Here is a 21992-nt window from a genome sequence, read left to right as displayed (position 1 = left end):
GCACCATGGATAAGAGCGGTTTCTCTAGGTTGGCCACCCCACCAACAAGAGGACCTGTCATGCCAACCCCCCCTGATTCTGTATTCGATTTCAAGGCGGCGGTCGCTCGCCAGTTCGCAGGCCGACCTACCCTGCGAAAGGTGGTCGGCGACCAATTGCTGGCGCAGCTGAAAGTGCGGCACCCAGTGTTGACTGATGTCGAACCGGTACTTACCGCTGAAGCGCTGGAGCTGCTGATACCTCATCCAAGCCAGCCGCACTGGGATCGAAAGCCCCTGATTGATGCAGTGCTGCAGGCTTGGCTGGATGGCAAGTCGCTAGATCTGGAGCCGATAAACGGGCGAGCTTTTGCGCTGACTCTGGCTTCCCCTTTCCTGTTCCCAGGGGCCGATGACGCATTCGGTGTGATACAACTGGTTGCCGGGACGGATGGTTTCGACGCATTGATCGCGCAGTTGGACGAAGACTGGTGCCAGGCGCAGATCGACTACTGGCAAGCCATTGGCTCAGCAGGTGTGTCACGCGACCGCTGGTTGCAGTTGCTGCTGAAGACAGCATTGCTGAGTAATTTGCCTCTGCAGGGCCTGGATGCCCAGCAGCAGGCCTGTGTGCACGGGCTGCTGGGTGGTGGTACGGCATCGCCTTCGGTGTTCGTCGTGGAAGTGCAACTGGATTTGCGCGGGCAGCAAACCCGCGAGATGCAGACCATGCTGCTGGTTACCGGAGAATGGGATGAAAGGCAGGTCGTGCTGTGGTGTTCTCCCTCAAGCGTTGTTCGTGCGTTCGATTCGCTTGATGAGTTTGCCGAAGCCCTGCGGGACACATTGGCTGAACGGTTCCAATACGATGCATTCACCTGGCACCGTCAGGAGCTGGAAGGCGATATTTTCGCCCAGCAAACGGCACTTCTGCTGGACAATATGCTTACCCGTGCCAGCGGCGTCCGGCATTATCACCTGGGTAACGTGGCGGAACTGGAGCAGGTGTTCGACGCGCTGAGCGCCCCGGAGCAGTGGTTCATCGACGGCTACTTCGTCGGTCAGGATGAGCCGGCGAAGCCCCTGCCTGGCCTGCTCAAGGCCAAGGCGGCTGACAGTTTTGCCTATCAGGATGCGGTATTCGAACTGGCCCTGGAGCAGGCGATATGCGAAGGCTCCACGGCGCCGGATGAGATTCTGGATCTGCATTCCTATACCCGCCAGAAACTTCGCGAAGCGCTACTGGCGGACTATCCGCTCGAGGCCAATTACCAGCCTGATGATCTGATACTGGAGCTCAAGTTGTCCCAAGGCGTGCCGGGTGGTGCTGCTACTGGGGCGGGCGGTGGGGAGCCGTGGGTACGGCTTGCCGACAAGACGTTGACCGAATTCGCCATCGGTAACCTCAGCTCGCTGGGTGATGCCGTCATCACCGGTATCCGGCATAAGAATGACCAGTTGATCATGCCTTGGCTGACAGGCGCCTACCTGCGTGAACTGGTCCAGCGCGTTGATATAGGCGGCAAATATCCCGCGTATGTGGCGCAGGCCATGAACGAGCCCGTGAAGCGCCCGCAACGGGTCGAGCGTTTTGCCCGCGAATGGCGGCAGACGATGATATTCAGTGCGCTCGACGCGAGGCTGGAGCGCAGGCTCAGTGATGCCGGTCTGCAGGTTGTTACCGACTACTGCCGAGGCTTTTACAGCGCGGGGCCGGCGGCGTCGTTGATCCCGCTGGCATTCACCACGGCTACCCAGTCCGAACGCTACGACCTGGTCTCGGGCATGTACCTGCTGTATTGCGCGGAGCCTTCCGTGGTTCTGCTCTATCGGCCATTGTACAAAAGCGAAGCGCTCCGGGAGTTTGCCAGCCTGGATAAACTCAAAGCCTACATTGCCCAGTCGGAGTCGCTGCAAGCGAGCATCTTGCAGTGGATGAGCGCTGAAGCGCGTGCGTTCTACCACAGCGATCTGAGCGCTGACACTCGCCTGGTGCACGTGGGAGGAGACCCTTTGCTGCTGCCTGAGTCGGCACAGCTTGCCCTGCGTCTGTGGAGCATCGATGTGGATACCAATCTCTACAACGCCAATCGTGACCTGCTGGTGGCGATTGCAGAGCAAGATGTCACGTCCAATGCCGAAAGCCGCTGGGCGCTGCTCGAGCGCGGTGCCTGGTTGCTGTTCCAGACCGTTACGCCGCTGCTGCGAGGGCCTGTCGCCGTTGTGGCCTGGTTGGCGCAGGGTGTTGCGGCAGTCAGGGACGATGTGTCGGCTTTGAGTGAAGGCAGCGAGTTCGAGCGTTCGGCTGCGGTGGTCGACCTGATACTCAACGTCGGCATGACCCTGATGCACGCGCGGTTGCCCGGCCCACAACTGGCGTCGCCCCCTTCTGCCGTGGCGTTGGAGTGGGGCGCTCGGCCCTTGCCGTCAGGCAGCCAGCAGCAGGTGGTGCCTGCTCAAGGCAAGGTGGGGCTGCCAGGGTCTCTGACTGGCATTCAACTGGACTTCTCCTGGCGAGGAAACCAGGGTTTCAACTGGATAACACCGTCCCAGCGTGAATCGCTCAAGGCGCTACGCTCGGGCCAGGACTTGAGCGCTCGAACGCCGGTGGTTTCAGGCTCTACCAAAGGGCTGTACCAGATCGAAGATCGGCTATATGCGCAGATGGGTGCAGAGGTCTACAGGGTCGAGCTGATCACTGATCAGGTCCGCATCGTCGGTCCGCAGGGCAGCATCGGGCCTTGGCTAAGTTTGGAAAACGGCGCATGGCGCATCGACCGGTCATTGCGACTGTTGGGTGGAGGGCCGAAAACCCGCCGGGAAATTCTGCAGCGGCAGAACAGGCAGAAGCTTGAAGAATTGATGGACCTTGAAAAAAACTTGACCCTGAAAAATAACGCACTTAGCGAGGAATTCCGCAAACATCGTGAGTTTCTGCTGGACAGTACCAAGAAGCTCGAGGCGGCCAGAAGCAGCGGCAGTGAACAGGTCAAACTCCTGGAGTCACTCAATCACCAAGCCAAGTTGCGGGTTCTGGCTGATTTGAAAAGTGTGATACGCAACGCGCTCGAGCACGATGAGGTACTCACCAAGATCATTCCGCTGAGCTCTTATGGGCTCAGCCTGGAAGACGCCTTGAAGCAGCAACGCAGTTCAAGCCGGCAAGAGCTGATCTCGAACTGCGAAAGTTACTACAACGAATTGGCGAGCCTGATTAACGCTGCTGATATAAACACGCTTGCCGAATCCCTGGTCGTCCTGCCTGAACTGGAAGGTGAGAAGCAGCACTATCGGGACTTCTACACAAAGCTTCAGCAAGTGGTGGAGTGGGAGCGCGACCTTGAAAAAATATTGGTCGACTTCGACCGGCTACTGGAGTGCACGCTCAAGGACGACGAGATTGTCTTTACCGATGCCGTCACTGGCAAGAGTATGAGTAAAACGAAGGAACTCAACGGTCTCATCGAGCGGCGTCGGCTGTCGGCAACAGACCTGGCGTTTCGTCAGTTGACGGACTTGGCGGAAGCTAGCCTGGACCGCCTGGCGGAGGTCGACGAGCGCGTACTCGTGGAATACGAGGCCTATCTGAATGGGCCTGAATTGCAGAGCGCCGGGGCCGCTCATGCAGATCTTGCGGGAGGCGTGTTCTCTACCGTGGAACGCATTGAAATTCTGAAAGGTGTGGTGGACGCCTACGAGCAGGCGCTGGCCATGAGTGAGTACCTGCGCAGTTTTGGCGGCAAGGCGATCAGAGCGGCGTCGCTGCAAGACTACCGAAGGGTTCTGAAGGGATTGAAGGCAAGGGCCGAGGCTGCGTTTGAGGAGCTCGTGCGCGAGCAGGAGCTGGCCGAGCAGCCAAGGCCGCGGGTATCACTTTACCCCGCCCGCGGCGGTAAGCGCCGAGTCGTGCGGACCCAGCGGGGCAGGAGCGTTGTCGGCCTACAGCGGGAGGTCGATGGGCGGTCGGTCATTGAGCAACTCGACTATCGCAAGGCCGTGCTGAAAACGTTCCGTGAAAAGGATGGGAAGTGGGTCGAGGATGTCACGGTTACTCCAGAGGATTTAGTAACGCCCGTGGCTTCGGGTGCGCTCACCAAGCAGGCGCAAGCGCTGATAGGTGACATCGAGTCGGTCATCAAGCTTGCCAGGCAATATATCAAGTCTGATCAGCCCATTAGTCTTTCAACCATCATTGACGGGCATAAGGAAAAACTTGAAGAAGTGCTTGGGCGGTTGCCGCGTCTCGACTCGACGAAACAGGTGATCGAGGCGCTGAGCGATGGCATCACCCGGCTGGAAACTTCGCATGATGAATGTTTGACGGAACTATACCTTTCTAGCCACCGTCCCACGGCTGAAAGTTTGCGGTTTCTGTGGAAGCGGCGCCTAGTGACCATCTCTCGCGTCCCTGAGCGGAAGCGGATCAGTGTCGAGGACTACCTCGACATCTACGAGATCCGTCGGCCGCCGGCGACTGGGCGAACACAGGGCATTTGTGTGTGGGAGGCGCACTTCCACTATACGAGTGAAAGTGCAGCGGCACGCGAGTTCGTCAAAGGCCACCTCAAGCTCTGGAGGGAGCGCAAGCTAGGGCGCAAGGCCCAGTTGCGTGCAGCGACCCAGCGTAAAGAGCTGCTATCGATCTACCGCGGTGACCTGCGCCTGGAGCAGGTAGACGGGATCATTCCGTTCGACTGAAGGCTTCCACCCGAATAGTGCAGCGGCCAAGTGGTGGATGTTTCAGCGGTTGCTGTAGCGGCCATGCTTGCCATGTGCGGGCATGGCCTGATTACTCCGCTCGGCGATCATCTGCTGCAGGTTTATCAGCCTGACGCCCTGGCTGCGCAGGTGTGGTAGCTCGTGCGCCAATACTTCAAGTGTCTGCGGGTAGGGGTGGCCGATCAGCACGGCAGAACCCTGCTTGCGCGCCAGTGCGATGCCTTGCTGAAGCTGTAGGGTAATCGCCTCGGGGGTGCGCACGTCATCCAGGAACACATCCCGCGAAACATGTGCCAGCCCCAGCGCCTGGGCCTCGGCCGCCGCTACGGTGGCGGCGCTGGTGCGGCTGTCGACGAAGAACAGGTGTCGGCGCTGCAGTTCTCCCATCAGCCAGGCCATCGGCTCACGCTGGGCGGTCATGAGGCTGCCCATGTGGTTGTTGATGCCGGCGGCATACGGAACCTTGGCCAGGGCTGCGTCCAGGCGTTTGGCCAGTTCATCGATCGGCGTGCCGGGGTGCCACGCGTAAGGGCCGGTGGCCGGGTCCATGGGCATGTGCAGGATCACCGTCTTGCCGGCCTTGTGCGCCTGACGGGCGAACGTTGTGGCATGCGGGGTGTCGGGCATGATCGCCATGGTCACCGGGCCGGGCAGGGCCAAGGTACGGCTGTCGCGCTCGCTGCTCTGGCCCAGGTCGTCGATGATGATGCTCATGTAGGCCTTGCCGGCCGGTACCGCTTGCGCGACCCCGGCCATCAGGCAGAACAGCAGACACAGCAGATAACGCATGGGGTGGATCAGTCGCCCTTGGTGATGTTCAGGCCTTTGAGCAGGCTCAGGGCCTGGCTCAGCTGGAAGTCGTCATCCTGCGGGCGCTCCTTGCGCTTGCCGCTGCCGGTCGGTCGGTCGGCGCCGCCGTTGCCGTTGCCCAGGTGGCCCTGCAGGTCGGCTTCCTTGAAGTTGTCGGTGTCGGCTTCGGCGGTGAGCTTGGCCGGGCGCACTTCGATGTCGGGGACGATGCCCTGGGCCTGGATCGAGCGGCCGTTGGGGGTGAAGTACAGCGCGGTGGTGAGCTTCAGCGCACGATCGTTGGCCAGTGGCAGCACGGTCTGCACCGAGCCTTTGCCGAAGCTGTCGGTGCCCATCAGCACGGCGCGTTTCTGGTCTTGCAGGGCGCCGGCGACAATTTCCGAGGCCGAGGCACTGCCGCCGTTGATCAGCACAACCAGTGGCACGCCGTCGCTGGCGTCTGCCGGGTCGGCCGAGAAGCGCAGCTCGGAGTTGGCGATGCGGCCCTTGGTGTAGACGATCAGGCCCTTGGTCAGGAAGTGGTCGGCCACTTCCACCGCCGACTGCAGCACGCCGCCCGGGTTGTTGCGCAGGTCCAGCACCACGCCGCGCAGCTTCTTGCCGTTGTCCTTGCGCAGTTTGGCCAGGGCCTTGCCTACTTCGTCGCCGGTCTTGACCTGGAACTGGGTGATACGGATGTAGCCGTAGTCGTTCTCCAGCAGCTGGCTCTTCACGCTCTTGACCTGAATGACCGCCCGGGCCAGGGTCACGTCGAAGGGATTGCCGCCGTCGCGCACCAGGGTCAGGGTGATTTTCTCGCCCACCTTGCCGCGCATCTTGTCGACCGCTTCGGTCATGGTCTGGCCACGAGTCGGGGCGCCGTTGATCTTGACGATCAGGTCGCCGGCCTGCACGCCGGCACGTGAGGCCGGGGTGTCGTCGATCGGCGAGACCACCTTGATGAAGCCGTCTTCCTGGCCTACTTCGATGCCCAGCCCGCCGAACTCGCCGCTGGTGCTTTCCTGCAGCTCCTGGAAGTCCTCGGGGCCGAGGTAGGCCGAGTGCGGGTCGAGGTTGCTGAGCATGCCCTTGATGGCATTTTCCAGCAGGGTCTTGTCATCCACCGGCTCCACATAGGCCGCCTTGATGCGGTCCATGACCTCGGCGAAGGTGCGCAGCTCTTCAAGCGGCAGTGGCGCCTTGGCGGTCACCTCGGTGGCCGGTACTGCGGCCGGCTTGGCCGGCTCCGCGGCAGTGACCAGGGGCGCGCCGACCGCCAGGGCGATGGACAGGGCCAGCTGGGTGAGACGAGGCGAGTGCAGCATGTCGAACGAACTCCTGATCCTGTAAGCGCTCCCTGGGGAGCATCGGTGCAGCCCGTGGCTACCCCGTAGAAAATTGACTAGCCCCGGCACCATTGCGAAGGGTCGGTAGGCCGACCCTGCTGGCGGATGGCGAAGTACAAGCCGGCAGCGTCCTGGCCGCCGCTGTCGCCAACGGTGGAAATGGCCTCGCCGGCCTTGACGATATCACCGGCGCTCTTGAGCAGGCTCTGGTTATGGCCGTACAGGCTCAGGTAACCGTTGCCATGGTCGAGAATGACCAGCAGCCCGGCACCGCGCAACCAGTCGGCGAACACCACGCGCCCGCCGTGCACGGCACGTACCTGGGTGCCCGGGTTGGCGCTGATCATCACCCCGTCCCACTTGGCACGGGCATCGCTGCCGCGGGCATCACCGAAACGTGCCAGCAATCGACCATTGACTGGCCAGGGAAGTTTTCCCCGGGCGGCAGAAAATGCGCCGCCGTAGCTTGCGCCGTCGCTGGAAACCATCGGGCCCAGGGTGGTGCGGGCCTTTTTCGGTGGCTCCACCGGTTCGCGGGCCTGTTCGCGGGCGGCAGCGGCGGCCAGGGCTTCCTGCTGGCGGCGTTTTTCCGCTTCCTGCTGGGCCAGCAAGGCCTTCTGGCGCGCTTCTTCGGCCTCGCGGGCCTGGCGAGCGAGGGTTTCCTCGATGGTCTTGAGTACTTTGGACAGGTCGGCCTGATCCTGCTCGCGCGATTGCAGCCTCTGGTCGCGGTCCTTCATGTCGCTGTTGAGCTTGGCCAGCACCTGCTGGCGCTTGCCACGCTCGGTTTCCAGGGCCTGGCGGCGGCTGTCGAGGTCCGCGCGCTGGGCCAGCAGCTGTTGCTGCTGGGTAGCGATTTCCTGTTCGACGTTGGCCAGCTGGCGCAGGGTCTCGTTGAAGGTGCGCAGTTGCTCCAGGCGCGCCTTGCTCAGGTAGTCGTAGTAGGTGAGGGTGCGGGCAAACTTCTCGGGGTTCTGCTGGTTGAGCAGCAGCTTGAGGTATTCCTCGCGGCCGTTCTGGTAGGCCGAACGGGCCTGGATGGCGATCAGTCGCTGTTGTTCAACGCGGGCGCTCTGGAGTTTTTTTTTCTCGGTATCAAGGCGCTCCAGCTCGCCCTCGGTCTTTTTTAGTTCTTGTTGCAGGGCCTCCACCTGCTTTTCGAGGTTGCCGATATCGGTCTCGGTGGCTTTGAGGTCCTTTTGCACACCGGCCTTTTCTTCCTGGAGCTTGCCCAGCGTCTTCTTGAGCTCGGCAATGTCCTGGCGGGTGGCGTCCAGTTGCTGCTGGGTCTGCGCACGCTCATCGGCAAAGGCCGGGCTGAGCAGGCAAGACAGGGCTAGGAGGATCAGGGCGCGAAGCATGGGGTTTGGCGTACCAAGGATGGAGACTGGCCTAGTATGCCCGCGCGGGCGGGCAAAAAAAACGCCTCGCTGCGGGTGCAGAGGGGCGTTTGTCTGGAATTCATGTGTTATTGGGGCTGCTATGCAGCCCATTCGCAGCTCAAGGCTGCTCCTACAGGCATTGCATGAGCCCTTTGTAGGAGCAGCCTTGTGCTGCGAATGTGCCGCAAAGCGGCCCCCTTTGGCACCGAGTCAGGCGTCGACCAGGATCGAGGTGCCGGTCATTTCTACCGGCTTTTCCAGCCCCAGCAGCTTCAGCATGGTCGGCGCCACATCAGCCAGCACGCCGCCGTCACGCACCTTGACGTTGCGCTTGCCCACATAAATGAACGGTACCGGCTCGGTGGTATGCGCGGTGTGCGCCTGGCCGGTGCATTCGTCTTCCATCTGTTCGACGTTGCCGTGGTCGGCGGTGATCAGCGCTTCGCCGCCGACCTTGTCCAGAGCTTCGACGATGCGCCCGACGCAGCCATCCAAGGCCTCGACGGCTTTCACCGCAGCCTCGAACACGCCGGTATGGCCGACCATGTCGCCGTTGGCGTAGTTGACCACGATCACGTCATAACGCTGTTGCTCGATAGCCTCGACGATGCGGTCGGTAACTTCCGGTGCGCTCATTTCCGGCTGCAGGTCGTAGGTGGCGACCTTCGGCGATGGGATCAGAATGCGCTCTTCGCCTTCGAAAGGCTCTTCACGGCCGCCGGAGAAGAAGAAGGTGACATGGGCATACTTCTCGGTCTCGGCGATGCGCAGCTGGGTCTTGCCGTTCTTCGCCAGGTACTCGCCCAGCACGTTGTTCAGGCTGGCCGGGGCGAAGGCGGCGGGGGCCGGGATTTTCGCCGAGTACTGAGTCAGGCCGATGTAGGCGGCCAGTTTTGGCAGGCGGGCACGCGGGAATTCGTTGAAGTCGGCTTCGACGAACACGCGCGACAGTTCGCGAGCGCGGTCGGCGCGGAAGTTCATGAAGATCACCGCATCGCCGTCTTCGACCTTGACGGCTTCACCAATGCGCGTGGCCTTGACGAACTCGTCGCTCTCGTCGCGGGCGTAGGCCGCTTCCAGGCCGGCCAAGGCGGTGTCGGCGGTGTATTCGGCAGCGCTGTCGACGATCAGGTTGTAGGCGGCGCTGACGCGGTCCCAGCGGTTGTCGCGGTCCATGGCGTAGTAGCGGCCGATCAGGCTGGCGATGCGGCCCTTGCCCAGCTTGGCGAAGGTGGCGTCGAGCAGTTCGATGGACGACTGCGCGCTGCGTGGTGGCGTGTCGCGACCATCGAGGAAGGCGTGCAGGTAGATCTTTTCCGCACCGCGCTGCGCGGCCAGTTCGGCCATGGCTACCAGGTGGTCCTGGTGGCTGTGTACGCCGCCGTCCGACAGCAGGCCGAGGATGTGCACGGCCTTGCCGGCACTGGCTGCCTTGTCCACGGCGCCGGTCAGAACCGGGTTCTCGAAGAACTCGCCGTCGCGGATGGCCTTGGTCACTCGGGTGAAGTCCTGGTACACCACGCGGCCGGCGCCGAGGTTCATGTGACCGACTTCGGAGTTGCCCATCTGCCCGTCCGGCAGGCCGACATCCATGCCCGAGCCGGAAATGAGGCCATGCGGCTGGCTGGCGCGCAGGCGGTCATAGACCGGTGTGTTGGCGGCATAGATGGCGTTGTATTCGGGGCTTTCGCTGTGGCCGAAGCCATCCAGGATGATCAGGACCAGGGGTTTGGGCGTACTCGTCATCAATCAAACTCACGGTTGTTCAAAGATGATAAAGACACGCATTTTAGGGCAAATGCGCCACCGGCGGCGAATATTCGTCCTGTTCCCTGACCAGCGTGGCCAATGTGGCAACATGAAGGTACCTTTCCGGCCGGCCCGTCGGGCTTTGGTGGCAATAAGGGCCTGTGTATACTGGCCGGCATTTTCAATCGCGTGGAACACCCCAGATGGTTGCTAACCTGATTCAATTTGCGACAAACCACTACATCCTGGTGGCGATCTTCGTTGTTTTGTTGGTCGCGCTGCTGGTCAACGAAATCCGTCGCGGCGGCCAGAGCCTGAGCAACGGCCAGCTGACTGCCCTGGTCAATGCCGAGAAAGCCCTGGTCATCGACATCCGCCCGACCAAGGAATACTCCGCCGGTCACATCGTCGGTGCGGTGAACATCCCGCAGGACAAGCTGGTCAACCGCATGAGCGAGCTGGACAAGCACAAAGAGAAGACCCTGATCGTCGTCGACTCGATGGGCCAGCAGTCCGGCACCATCTGCCGCGAGCTGCTCAAGGCTGGTTACAACGCCGCCAAACTGAGCGGTGGCGTTTCCAGCTGGAAAGCCGATAACCTGCCCCTGGTGAAGTGATATGAAGCCCGTCATCGTCTATTCCAGCGACTACTGCCCCTACTGCATGCGCGCCAAGTACCTGCTCGAGAGCAAGGGCGTGGCCTTCGAGGAAATCAAGGTCGACGGCAAGCCACAGGTTCGTGCCGAGATGAGCCAGAAGGCCGGCCGTACATCTGTGCCGCAGATCTGGATCGGCAGCACCCACGTCGGTGGATGCGATGACCTTTATGCCCTGGAGCGCGCCGGCAAGCTCGACGCGCTGCTGGCGGCCTGATTTGCACTGCATTCAAAAACATTAGGATAAGGATCTGCCATGACTGACCAACAGACCAACGGCGCTGCTGCAGAAGACAACAGCCCTCAGTTCTCCATGCAGCGCATCTATGTGCGCGACCTGTCGTTCGAAGCCCCGAAAAGCCCGCAGATCTTCCGCCAGACCTGGGAGCCGAGCGTTGCCCTGGACCTTAACACCAAGCAGAAAGCCCTGGAAGGCGACTTCCACGAGGTGGTACTGACCCTGTCGGTTACCGTCAAGAACGGTGACGAAGTGGCCTTCATCGCTGAAGTGCAGCAGGCCGGTATCTTCCTGATCAAGAACCTGGACGCGGCTTCGATGAGCCACACCCTGGGTGCGTTCTGCCCGAACATCCTGTTCCCGTACGCCCGCGAGACCCTCGACAGCCTGGTGACCCGCGGTTCGTTCCCGGCCCTGATGCTGTCGCCGGTCAACTTCGACGCCCTGTACGCGCAAGAAATGCAGCGCATGCAGGAAGCCGGCGAAGCGCCGACTGTGCAGTAATAGCTGCGTTTGAAAAAAGGCGACTTCGGTCGCCTTTTTTGTTGGCCTGTTCCGGCCCTATCGCCGGCAGCGCATCAACTGCCGGCAAACCCATTTTGCCGCCACGCCTCATACACCGTCACAGCCACGGTATTGGACAGATTCAGGCTGCGGCACCCCGGCCGCATCGGCAGGCGCAGGCGTTGTTCGGCCGGCAGGCTGTCCAGTACTTCGGCCGGCAGGCCGCGGCTTTCTGGCCCGAACAGGAAGGCATCACCCGGCTGGTAAGCCACTTCGTGGAACGGGTGCGAGCCCTTGGTGGTGAAGGCGAACAGCCGTGGGTTGCCCAGGCTTTCCAGGCATCCGGCCAGGCTCTCGTGGCGCTTGAGCGTGGCATACTCGTGGTAATCCAGCCCCGCGCGCCGCAGGCGCTTGTCGTCCAGTTCGAAGCTGATGGGCTCGATCAGGTGCAGGTCGCAGCCGCTGTTGGCGCAGAGGCGAATGATGTTGCCGGTATTCGGCGGAATTTCTGGTTGAAAAAGGATGACGTGAAACATGCACGGCTCCAAGCGTGAAGATGACGGGCATTCTACCCCCGAACCGGACGTGCGTTCGAAGGCGTTCCCGCGGGTGATGCTGTCGCTGGCGATCGTCTGCTTGATGGTAGGGCTGATGATCGGCCGCCTGACTACACCCGACGAGCGCGAGTTGCAGCAGGTGGAGGTGGTGCAGGATGGCCTGGAGCTGTGGTTCAACGAAGAGCCTCAGCTGCATGGCGAGAATGTGGACGGTACCGTAGCACTGTTGTTCCAGGCCCAAGGCAAGGCCCGGCAAGGGCAACTGAGCCTGCAGGGCAAGCCTGTGAGTTGGCGGGTGCAGAGTAGCAAGGAAGGGCTGTTGCTGACGGTGGTGGCCGCGCGCGCCCTGCACGGCGAGTGGGCCGGTGCAGAGGACGCTGGGCGCTGGCGGTTGCAGGTGAAACTGCACGAATAAAAGAGGGGATATCCCGGCCTGCCTGTACCAGGGTCCCCGAAAGGGGTACTGCGTATAAAGGGGGGATGGCCCGGCCTGCCTGTACCGAGGTCCCCAAAACTGGCGATGTTGCGAATAAAAGAGGGGTTCACCCGGCCTGCCTGTACCAGGGCCCCCGAAACTGGATATGTATTGTTTATTGCAGGGGGCGTGCCAGTTTTGAAAAGCCCGTGAATCTGGGCTTTCAGGGTGAATTGGCCGTTTTTTGAGGGGATTTGTGCCTTAGTGAGGTGCATCGGGCACAGGATCGGTGCATCGAAGGGCTGAAATGTTAGGGGCCGCAAAGCGGCCCCTAACAACTATTGGTTTACCTGGAACTCAGTGCTCGTCACCTTCCTCATCATCGCCCCCCGCCACATTCATCCCCAGCTCCTTGATCTTGCGCGTCAGGGTGTTGCGTCCCCAACCCAGCAACAGTGCCGCATCGCGCCGACGGCCAGCAGTGTGCTTGAGGGCTGTCTCGATCATGATCCGCTCGAAGCTCGGCACTGCGCTGTCCAGCAGGCTGGTCTGCCCGCGCGCCAGCGCCTGGTCGGCCCACTGGCGCAGGGCCTGCTCCCAGTTGGTTACCGGTGCGGCGTCCTGTGGCAGGTTCAACAGCTCCGGCGGCAGGTCGCCGATCAGCACTTCGCGGCTGGAGGCCATCACGGTGATCCAGCGGCAGGTGTTCTCCATCTGCCGTACGTTGCCCGGCCACGGCAGATTGCGAATGAATTCCTCGGTTTCCGGCTTGAGGATCTTCGGCTCGACCGCCAGCTCCTGGGCGGCACGGGCGAGGAAGTGGCGGGCGAGGGCAGGGATATCTTCGCGGCGGTCGGCCAGCCGCGGAATGTGGATGCGGATCACGTTCAGGCGGTGGAACAAGTCCTCGCGGAACTTGCCGGCCTGCACCAGCGACTCCAGGTTCTGGTGAGTGGCGGCGATGATGCGCACATCGACCTTGACCGGTACGTGGCCGCCCACGCGATAGAACTCGCCATCGGCCAGCACTCGCAGCAGGCGGGTCTGTGTGTCGGCGGGCATGTCGCCGATCTCGTCGAGGAACAGGGTGCCGCCGTCGGCCTGCTCGAAGCGCCCTCGGCGCAGGTTGGCGGCGCCGGTGAAGGCGCCCTTTTCATGGCCGAACAGCTCGGACTCCATCAGGTCCTTGGGGATGGCTGCCATGTTCAGTGCGATGAACGGTGAGGCCGCACGCGGGCTGTGGCGGTGCAGGGCGTGGGCCACCAGCTCCTTGCCGGTACCGGACTCACCGTTGATCAGCACGGTGATGTTGGAGTGGCTGAGGCGGCCGATGGCGCGGAACACCTCCTGCATTGCCGGTGCTTCACCGATGATTTCCGGGGTGCGCGCCAGGCTCTGCGGCACATCCAGCCCTTGTTGCTCCTGGGCGTGCTGGTTAGCGCGCTTGACCAGCGAGACCGCCTCGTCCACATCGAATGGCTTGGGCAGGTACTCGAATGCACCGCCCTGGTACGACGCAACGGCGCTGTCCAGGTCGGAGTGGGCGGTCATGATGATGACCGGCAGGCGCGGGTGCTGCTCACGGATCTGTGCCAGCAGGTCGAGGCCGCTGGTGCCCGGCATGCGGATGTCGGAAATGATCACGTCCGGTTGCTGGCGTGCCAGGCGGCCCATGACGCCATCGGCGCTATCGAAGCTCTGGGTGGTCATGCCTTCCTGTTGCAGGGCTTTTTCCAGGACCCAGCGGATGGAGCGATCATCGTCGACGATCCATACGGTTTCACTTCGGCTCATGAGGCGGTGGCTCCTTGTTCCAGGGGCAGGTAGATCGAGAATGCGGTGTGGCCTGCATGGCTTTCACACTCGATCAGGCCCTGGTGCTGGCTGATGATGTTCTGGGTAATGGCCAGGCCCAGCCCGGTACCGTCCGGGCGACCGCTGACCATGGGATAGAAAAGGGTGTCCTGCAGTTCCGGCGGGATGCCCGGGCCGTTGTCGATGATCTCCACCCTCGCCACAAGGCGATGGCGCACATGGCCGATGGTGAACTGGCGCAGGGCACGGCTGCGCAGGGTGATGCGGCCCAGGCGCAGTTCGTTCTGCGAACTGATCGCCTGCATGGCATTGCGCACGATGTTGAGCACGGCCTGGATCATCTGCTCGCGGTCGACCAATACGTCAGGCAGGCTGGGGTCATAATCGCGCACCAAAGTGATGCAACCCTGGCTTTCGGCCTCGACCAGGCTGCAGACCCGCTCAAGCACTTCGTGGATGTTGGTCATGGCCAGCGACGGCAGCTTGTTCGAGCCGAGCATGCGGTCGACCAGGTTACGCAGGCGATCGGCTTCCTCGATGATCACGTTGGTGTAGTCGCGCAGGCCTTCTTCAGGCAGCTCGCGGGCCAGCAGCTGGGCTGCGCCGCGGATGCCGCCAAGGGGGTTCTTGATTTCGTGGGCCAGGCCGCGCACCAGCATCTTTGTGGTTTCCTGCTTGCTCAGCTGGGCCTCTTCCTTGGTGATGCGCAGCAGCCGGTCGCGCGGGTGCACCTCCAGTAGCAGCAGGGTTTGGCCCTGGTGCAGGATCGGCGTTACCGCGTAGTCGACGGTGATGGTCTGCCCGGTCAGCGAGGTGAGCTGCGCTTCGCGCTTGGTGAACGGGTGCGCCTGCTCGACCGCCTGGCGCAGCGAGCTGAGCGCTTCGGTCGACTCGGTGAACAGCTCGCTGATGAACTGCCCATGGCTGCGCTGGCCACTCACTGCCAGAAGCATTTCCGCGGCCGGGTTCATGTACTCCAGGCGCAGCTCGGCGTTGAGCAGCAGCGTGGCGGTGGTCAGGTTGTCCAGAAGTAGACGGTGCTGGGCATCGCTGATGGTCATAGGGCGTCGTCGACCTCTTTTGGCGCGTGTCGGGCATGGGCGCGGCCATGGTCGGGCGCGCGGTGGATCCGCTGATTCCAGTCTTTGGGCAAAAAATGCAAGAACCAAACCAAGGCTCCGAAAAGAAGCGGAATTTGCCGATAAAGCCCTGGAAACGGGAAAATTCGCACCAGAATGAACTGATTAAACGGTTCATGTGATCGCTTTTGGGGTGCATTCGGGGGCGTCAGCTCTCAGAATGCACCAATATGGAGCATAGGTGGTTTCAGGTTTTATCGCATAGTTTGCTCGAGGCACGGATCATCGCCTGCTTGAGGGCAATGGGTTGAGGCCGTTTGCGGAGCTTGGTTGCCAGCTGCCGAGCACAGTCCGCCCTTCGCTCTTTGTCGAAGGCAGCGAGGGAATGCAGCAATTCGGCTTGCAAGCTGTCCAGTTCGGGTCGTAGCACGCTTGTGAGATCGCGACGATCTGCATCCGGTGCAGCGCCTCGACGCTGCCAGCGCTCAAGCAGAGCGTATTGCACCATTTTGTGTGCTTCGATCTGGTCGGCGAAAAAGCGCGCAGCTCGCTCGACTGGTAGCTGATGGCGCCATGCGCTGTTGCGAACCCTGGCCTGGACTTGCTGCTCCCTTTCGGTGTCCTGCACAGGCTGGCCATTGTCCCACTTGTGCAAGGCAATAGACTCGGCAGTGGCCAAGCGCTTTTCGATAGCATTGAACAAGGTGTCAAAGGCGTCTTCGCTTGTCGCGTCAAGCGGAGGGCATTCGGCTTCTGGCGTTGAAAACGCCAGGTCTTCATTGCTTGCGTGGAACACCATGACAGTGGCGGGCTGCCCAGTGGTGTGCCCGCGGTGCACTTGCCCTTGAAGTTCGGCCAGCGTCTGGCCTGCAACCAGGCTTGTCCGCTTGCCGTCGCGGGTTTCCACCTCGAGTCGTCCCTCGGTCAGATAGCCTAGATTGAGCGCCTGGTGACAGTGCCAGCCAAGGGTGGTGTGGGGGGGAATGCTGACTTTCACCAGCGACAGCACTGGTCGCCCTTCGGGGTAATTGCCATAGGCGGTACCGTCCCAACTGCCGGTGGCGCGGTGAAGCACCTCTGACGTTGCCTGGCCTGGCGCGGTGCCGTTGCTGGCGCAGCCGGTGAAGAGGGCGGATACGGTAATCATTGCAGGTAGAAGTTTGCGCATGGCGTGATGTCCGTTGACTGAAGGGACGCCTACCCTGCGGGCTGAGGGGGCGGCGAAATGTCAGCGGCATCTGCCGATTCTGTATGAAATCGAGGACGCAGCCACGGAAACGAAAACGGCCTCCCGAAGGAGGCCGTTCGTGATCAGGTCATCGGCGCGAGGCGCCGATCAGATCAGCAGCTGTAGTACAGCTCGTATTCCAGCGGGTGAACGAAGGTGCGGACCTTGATTTCTTCTTCGCTCTTCAGCTCGATGAAGGCATCGATGAAGTCGTCGGAGAACACGCCGCCCTTGGTCAGGAACGCACGGCCCTTGTCCAGCTCTTCCAGAGCTTCCTTCAGGCTGCCGCAAACCTGCGGGATGTCCTTGGCCTCTTCAGGCGGCAGGTCGTACAGGTTCTTGTCGGCAGCATCGCCTGGGTGGATCTTGTTCTGGATACCGTCCAGGCCGGCCATCAGCAGGGCCGCGAAGGCCAGGTACGGGTTGGCCGATGGGTCCGGGAAGCGAGCTTCGATACGGCGGGCTTTCGGGCTGCCGACGTAAGGAATACGGATCGAGGCGGAACGGTTGCGAGCCGAGTAGGCCAGCATTACCGGGGCTTCGAAGCCTGGGACCAGACGCTTGTAGGAGTTGGTTGACGGGTTGGTGAAGCCGTTCAGGGCCTTACCATGCTTGATGATACCGCCGATGAAGTACAGGGCGGTGTCGGACAGGCCGGCATAGCCTTCACCCGAGAAGGTGTTCTTGCCGTCTTTCCAGATCGACATGTGCACGTGCATGCCCGAGCCGTTGTCACCGTACAGTGGCTTCGGCATGAAGGTGGCGGTGCGGCCGTAGGCGTCGGCAACGTTGTGCACGACGTACTTCAGCGCCTGTACTTCGTCAGCCTTCTTCACCAGGGTGTTGAACTTGACGCCGATTTCGTTCTGGCCGGCAGTCGCCACTTCGTGGTGGTGAACTTCGACGGTCTGGCCCATTTCTTCCAGTGCGTTGCACATGGCAGTACGGATTTCGTGGTCGTGGTCGAACGGCGGAACCGGGAAGTAGCCGCCTTTAACGCCTGGACGGTGGCCTTTGTTGCCGCCTTCCACGTCAGCGCCGGTCATCCACGAGCCTTGCTCGGAGAAGATCTTGAACATCGAGCCGGAGATGTCCGACTGGAACTTCACTTCGTCGAAGATGAAGAACTCTGGCTCCGGGCCTGCGAATACGGTGTCACCGATGCCGGTGCTCTTCAGGTACTCTTCGGCGCGCTTGGCAATGGCGCGAGGGTCACGATCGTAGCCCTGCATGCTCGATGGGTCGACGATGTCGCAGGTGAGGATCAGGGTCGGCTCTTCGGTGAACGGGTCCAGTACGGCAGTTTCGTCGACCGGCATCAGGATCATGTCGGAGGCTTCGATGCCTTTCCAGCCAGCGATGGAGGAACCGTCGAACATCTTGCCGACTTCGAAGAAGTCGTCTTCCAGTGCATCACGCGCCGGCATGGTCACGTGGTGCTGAGTGCCTTTGGTGTCCGTGAAACGCAGATCAATCCACTTGACGTCATGATCTTTGATGAGTTGAACCGACTTCGACATGTTGTCCTCCGGATGGTCTAGAGCGCGGTGGGCCGCTGCCCTGGAAAAAGGGTGTTGCCGGGCGCGGATAGTCGGCCAAGCTTACCTGCCTCACAAGGGAGCAAATTGCATGCCAGTGCCCGAAAATGGCGAGGGCGGGATAAAAGGGGGCGTTTGCGGGCATCTGGGGGTGGGTTGCTGGGGAAAAGTGCACCCTTAAGATGCGAATTTTGGTAGCAGTGCACCAATAGTGTGCATTGCTTGAGTTATGTGCTTTCTTTGAGGGCCTCATCGCCGGCAAGCCAGCTCCCACAGGCAGGGCGCAGGTCTTGAGGACTGTGGATAGCCTGTGGGAGCTGGCTTGCCGGCGATGAGGCCGGTGCAGGCAATATAAATCCGACCTTCTGTACAAAAGTTGGTCAAATCCTGAGCAATTTCCGCTATAATTCGCGCCCCTCATTTTCGGCAGGCCCTGCGCGCGCTGTTAACCAATGAAACTTATCGTCAAAGTCTTCCCAGAAATCACCATCAAGAGCCGGCCGGTGCGCAAGCGCTTCATCCGCCAGCTCGGCAAGAACATCCGCAACGTGCTCAAGGACCTCGATCCTGAGCTCGTGGTCGATGGTGTCTGGGACAATCTCGAAGTGGTCACCCGCGTCGAAGACGAAAAGGTCCAGCGCGAGATGATCGAGCGCCTCACCTGCACCCCGGGTATCACCCACTTCCTGCAGGTAGAGGAATACCCGCTCGGCGACTTCGATGACATCGTCGCCAAGTGCAAGCAGCACTTCGGCCACCTGCTGGCCGGTAAGCACTTCGCCGTGCGCTGCAAGCGCGGTGGTCACCACGACTTCACCTCTATGGACGTCGACCGTTACGTCGGCAGCCAGCTGCGCCAGCAGTGCGGCGCCGCCGGCATCGAGCTGAAGAACCCGGAAGTCCTGGTGCGCATCGAAATCCGCGACCAGCGCCTGTACGTGATCCATAACCAGCACCAGGGCATCGGCGGCTACCCGCTGGGCGCCCTGGAGCAGACACTGGTACTGATGTCCGGTGGCTTCGACTCCACCGTGGCGGCTTATCAGATGATGCGCCGCGGCCTGATGACCCACTTCTGCTTCTTCAACCTCGGTGGCCGTGCCCACGAGCTGGGCGTGATGGAAGTGGCTCACTACCTGTGGAAGAAGTTCGGCAGCAGCCAGCGCGTGCTGTTCATCAGCGTGCCGTTCGAGGAAGTGGTCGGCGAGATTCTGAACAAGGTCGACAACAGCTACATGGGTGTGACGCTGAAGCGCATGATGCTGCGTGGTGCCGCGCACATGGCCGACCGCCTGGAGATCGATGCCCTGGTCACCGGCGAAGCGATTTCCCAGGTGTCCAGCCAGACCTTGCCGAACCTGTCGATCATCGACTCGGCCACCGACAAGCTGGTGCTGCGCCCCCTGCTGGCCAGCCACAAGCAGGACATCATCGACCAGGCCTACGCGATCGGCACTGCCGACTTCGCCAAGCACATGCCAGAATACTGCGGCGTGATCTCGGTAAACCCGACCACCCACGCCAAGCGCCACCGCATGGAGCATGAAGAGAAGCAGTTCGACATGGCCGTGCTGGAGCGCGCCCTGGAACGCGCCCGGTTGATCTCCATCGACCATGTGATCGACGAACTGGGCAAGGACATCGAAATCGAGGAAGTGACCGAGGCGCTGCCCGGCCAGATCGTCATCGACATTCGTCACCCCGATGCCCAGGAAGACGAACCTCTGGTGCTGGACGGTATCGAAGTCCAGGCCATGCCGTTCTATGCCATCAACAGCAAGTTCAAGCAGCTGGATGCCAACCGCCAGTACTTGCTGTATTGCGACAAAGGTGTGATGAGCCGTCTGCACGCACACCACCTGCTCAGTGAGGGACATGCCAATGTGCGTGTTTATCGTCCGGCATAAGACGCCAGGGCTGTATGGCGGCAGCATCCGCCATCGCCCTCCCGACCACCGGGCCCGCTGAGCCTCAAACCATACATATTCGCCGCCTACACTGGCGGCAACCGAATCCTCTGATCGAGATACAGTTGTGATCGAAAATCTGCGTAACATCGCCATCATCGCCCACGTTGACCATGGTAAAACCACCCTGGTCGACAAACTCCTGCGCCAGTCCGGCACCCTGGAGCGTAACGAGCTCAACGACGAGCGCGTGATGGACTCCAACGACCAGGAAAAAGAGCGCGGCATTACCATCCTGGCGAAAAACACCGCCATCAACTGGAACGGCTACCACATCAACATCGTCGACACCCCCGGCCACGCCGACTTCGGTGGCGAGGTTGAGCGTGTAATGTCGATGGTCGACTCCGTGCTGCTGCTGGTCGATGCCCAGGACGGTCCGATGCCACAAACCCGCTTCGTGACCAAGAAGGCTTTCGAAGCTGGCCTGAAGCCGATCGTCGTGATCAACAAGGTTGACCGCCCGGGCGCGCGTCCTGACTGGGTTCTGGACCAGATCTTCGACCTGTTCGACAACCTCGGTGCCACCGATGATCAGCTGGACTTCCAGGTTGTCTACGCTTCGGCCCTGAACGGCATCGCCGGTCTGGACCACACCGACATGGCCGAAGACATGACCCCGCTGTACCAGTCGATCGTCGACAACGTACCGGCGCCGAACGTTGACGTCGATGGCCCGTTCCAGATGCAGATCTCCGCTCTGGACTACAACAGCTTCCTCGGTGTTATCGGCGTTGGCCGTATCGCCCGTGGTCGTATCAAGCCGAACACCCCGGTTGTTGCCATCGACACCGAAGGCAAGAAGCGTAACGGCCGTATCCTCAAGCTGATGGGCCACCACGGCCTGCACCGCGTCGACGTTGAAGAAGCCCAGGCTGGCGACATCGTCTGCATCAGCGGTTTCGACGAGCTGTTCATCTCCGACACCCTGTGCGACATGAACCACGTCGAGGCGATGAAGCCACTGACCGTTGACGAGCCGACCGTTTCGATGACCTTCCAGGTCAACGACTCGCCGTTCTGCGGCAAGGAAGGCAAGTTCGTCACCAGCCGTAACATCAAGGAACGTCTGGACAAAGAGCTGCTGTACAACGTTGCACTGCGCGTTGAAGAAGGCGACTCGGCTGACAAGTTCAAGGTTTCCGGCCGTGGTGAGCTGCACCTGTCGGTTCTGATCGAAACCATGCGTCGTGAAGGCTTCGAGATGGCTGTAGGCCGCCCTGAAGTGATCATCCGCGAAGTCAACGGCGTGAAGCAGGAGCCGTTCGAGAACGTCACCATCGACATCCCTGAAGAATCCCAGGGCAAGGTCATGGAAGAAATGGGCCTGCGTAAGGGCGACCTGACCAACATGGCGCCGGATGGCAAAGGCCGTGTACGTCTGGAGTACAACGTACCTGCTCGTGGTCTGATCGGTTTCCGTAACCAGTTCCTGACTCTGACCAACGGTGCCGGCATCCTGACCTCGATCTTCGATCGCTACGACACCATGAAAGCCGGCCAGATGTCCGGTCGCCTGAACGGTGTACTGGTTTCGATCGAGACCGGCAAGGCGCTGACCTACTCGCTGGAAACCCTGCAGGCTCGCGGCAAGCTGTTCATCGAGCACGGCCAGGACATCTACAACGGTCAGATCATCGGCCTGAACAGCCGTGACAACGACCTGGGCGTGAACCCGACCAAAGGCAAGAAGCTCGACAACATGCGTGCTTCGGGCAAAGACGAAGTCATCGCCCTGGTACCGCCGGTTCGCCACACCCTGGAACAGGCCCTGGAATTCATCCAGGACGACGAGCTGTGCGAAGTGACTCCGAAGTCGATCCGCCTGCGCAAGAAGATCCTGGACGAAGGCGAGCGTACCCGCGCTGCCAAGAAAGCCAAGGCTTGATCGTCTAGCTTGAGCTGAAACGAAAACGCCCCCGGTCGAAAGGCCGGGGGCGTTTTTGTTTGTCTGACGCAGGTTTTTGTAGGTGATATCTCAAGCTGATGTAGGTGGCATCTTTCACGGCCTTTTGCGACTTGTGCGCGCTTG

The 21992-nt window shown here is 61.3% G+C and carries 16 protein-coding genes; 7 read left to right on the top strand and 9 right to left on the bottom strand.

Annotated elements, in window-relative coordinates; translation table 11 throughout:
* Positions 1 to 59: 59 nt before the first annotated feature.
* Complete coding sequence (locus NY023_RS25685) at positions 60 to 4676, top strand: dermonecrotic toxin domain-containing protein (protein WP_013974586.1); 4617 nt, start codon at positions 60 to 62, stop codon at positions 4674 to 4676.
* Between the two features lie 42 nt (positions 4677 to 4718).
* Here the strand turns inward: NY023_RS25685 and NY023_RS25680 are convergent, their stop codons facing one another.
* The 4 genes from NY023_RS25680 to gpmI all read right to left on the bottom strand — a co-directional run bounded on the left by NY023_RS25680 (position 4719) and on the right by gpmI (position 9960).
* Entirely contained in the window at positions 4719 to 5486 is a 768-nt protein-coding gene (locus NY023_RS25680; protein ID WP_013974585.1) for a divergent polysaccharide deacetylase family protein, read from the bottom strand.
* Between the two features lie 8 nt (positions 5487 to 5494).
* A complete protein-coding gene (locus NY023_RS25675) occupies positions 5495 to 6811 on the bottom strand; it encodes a S41 family peptidase (RefSeq protein ID WP_013974584.1) in 1317 nt (438 codons plus the stop codon).
* A 77-nt stretch (positions 6812 to 6888) separates the two neighbouring features.
* A complete protein-coding gene (locus tag NY023_RS25670; protein ID WP_013974583.1) occupies positions 6889 to 8193 on the bottom strand; it encodes a murein hydrolase activator EnvC family protein in 1305 nt (434 codons plus the stop codon).
* A gap of 231 nt (positions 8194 to 8424) precedes the next feature.
* Positions 8425 to 9960, bottom strand: a complete 1536-nt coding sequence (gene gpmI / locus NY023_RS25665) for a 2,3-bisphosphoglycerate-independent phosphoglycerate mutase (protein WP_013974582.1) — start codon at positions 9958 to 9960, stop codon at positions 8425 to 8427.
* Between the two features lie 206 nt (positions 9961 to 10166).
* On the opposite strand from gpmI, the gene NY023_RS25660 reads away from it, so the two are divergent.
* Genes NY023_RS25660 through secB form a run of 3 tightly spaced genes read left to right on the top strand, consistent with a single transcriptional unit; the run spans position 10167 to position 11361 of the window.
* Positions 10167 to 10580 (top strand): rhodanese-like domain-containing protein, encoded by a 414-nt coding sequence (locus NY023_RS25660; RefSeq protein ID WP_003259887.1) that lies wholly within the window; start codon positions 10167 to 10169, stop codon positions 10578 to 10580.
* 1 nt (position 10581) lies between these two features.
* The gene (gene grxC / locus NY023_RS25655) at positions 10582 to 10836 is read left to right on the top strand and encodes a glutaredoxin 3 (protein WP_003249204.1); all 255 of its coding nucleotides are present in this window, start codon (positions 10582 to 10584) and stop codon (positions 10834 to 10836) included.
* A gap of 39 nt (positions 10837 to 10875) precedes the next feature.
* On the top strand, positions 10876 to 11361 hold the full coding sequence (secB, locus tag NY023_RS25650; RefSeq protein ID WP_013974581.1) for a protein-export chaperone SecB: 486 nt from the start codon (positions 10876 to 10878) through the stop codon (positions 11359 to 11361).
* Between the two features lie 74 nt (positions 11362 to 11435).
* Here the strand turns inward: secB and trmL are convergent, their stop codons facing one another.
* The gene (gene trmL / locus NY023_RS25645) at positions 11436 to 11897 is read right to left on the bottom strand and encodes a tRNA (uridine(34)/cytosine(34)/5-carboxymethylaminomethyluridine(34)-2'-O)-methyltransferase TrmL (protein ID WP_013974580.1); all 462 of its coding nucleotides are present in this window, start codon (positions 11895 to 11897) and stop codon (positions 11436 to 11438) included.
* On the opposite strand from trmL, the gene NY023_RS25640 reads away from it, so the two are divergent.
* Positions 11896 to 12333, top strand: coding sequence for a hypothetical protein (locus NY023_RS25640; protein ID WP_013974579.1), 438 nt, complete (start codon positions 11896 to 11898; stop codon positions 12331 to 12333). The two genes, trmL and NY023_RS25640, sit on opposite strands and share 2 nt — an antisense overlap.
* Positions 12334 to 12690: 357 nt before the next feature.
* Here the strand turns inward: NY023_RS25640 and ntrC are convergent, their stop codons facing one another.
* From ntrC to glnA, 4 genes are all read right to left on the bottom strand, one after another.
* A complete protein-coding gene (gene ntrC / locus NY023_RS25635; RefSeq protein ID WP_013974578.1) occupies positions 12691 to 14127 on the bottom strand; it encodes a nitrogen regulation protein NR(I) in 1437 nt (478 codons plus the stop codon).
* The gene (gene glnL, locus NY023_RS25630) at positions 14124 to 15209 is read right to left on the bottom strand and encodes a nitrogen regulation protein NR(II) (RefSeq protein WP_013974577.1); all 1086 of its coding nucleotides are present in this window, start codon (positions 15207 to 15209) and stop codon (positions 14124 to 14126) included. Before glnL ends, ntrC begins: the two co-directional genes overlap by 4 nt.
* Positions 15210 to 15474: 265 nt before the next feature.
* Positions 15475 to 16395: a gamma subclass chorismate mutase AroQ gene (gene aroQ, locus NY023_RS25625; protein WP_013974576.1), complete on the bottom strand. Its 921-nt coding sequence runs from the start codon at positions 16393 to 16395 to the stop codon at positions 15475 to 15477.
* A 173-nt stretch (positions 16396 to 16568) separates the two neighbouring features.
* Positions 16569 to 17975, bottom strand: coding sequence for a type I glutamate--ammonia ligase (gene glnA / locus NY023_RS25620; protein ID WP_013974575.1), 1407 nt, complete (start codon positions 17973 to 17975; stop codon positions 16569 to 16571).
* Positions 17976 to 18445: 470 nt separating this feature from the next.
* Here glnA and thiI point away from each other — a divergent pair, with 470 nt between their 5' ends.
* Together thiI and typA are read left to right on the top strand one after the other, a co-directional pair.
* Complete coding sequence (gene thiI / locus NY023_RS25615) at positions 18446 to 19900, top strand: tRNA uracil 4-sulfurtransferase ThiI (RefSeq protein WP_013974574.1); 1455 nt, start codon at positions 18446 to 18448, stop codon at positions 19898 to 19900.
* Positions 19901 to 20027: 127 nt separating this feature from the next.
* A complete protein-coding gene (typA, locus tag NY023_RS25610) occupies positions 20028 to 21848 on the top strand; it encodes a translational GTPase TypA (protein WP_013974573.1) in 1821 nt (606 codons plus the stop codon).
* The last annotated feature ends 144 nt before the right edge of the window (positions 21849 to 21992 follow it).

The sequence above is a fragment of the Pseudomonas sp. NBB genome, assembly GCF_032701105.1.
GTDB classification, from domain to species: domain Bacteria; phylum Pseudomonadota; class Gammaproteobacteria; order Pseudomonadales; family Pseudomonadaceae; genus Aquipseudomonas; species Aquipseudomonas asiatica.
The sequence above is the reverse complement of the archived record's forward strand: the minus strand, read 5'-3'. Positions and strand labels throughout refer to the sequence as shown.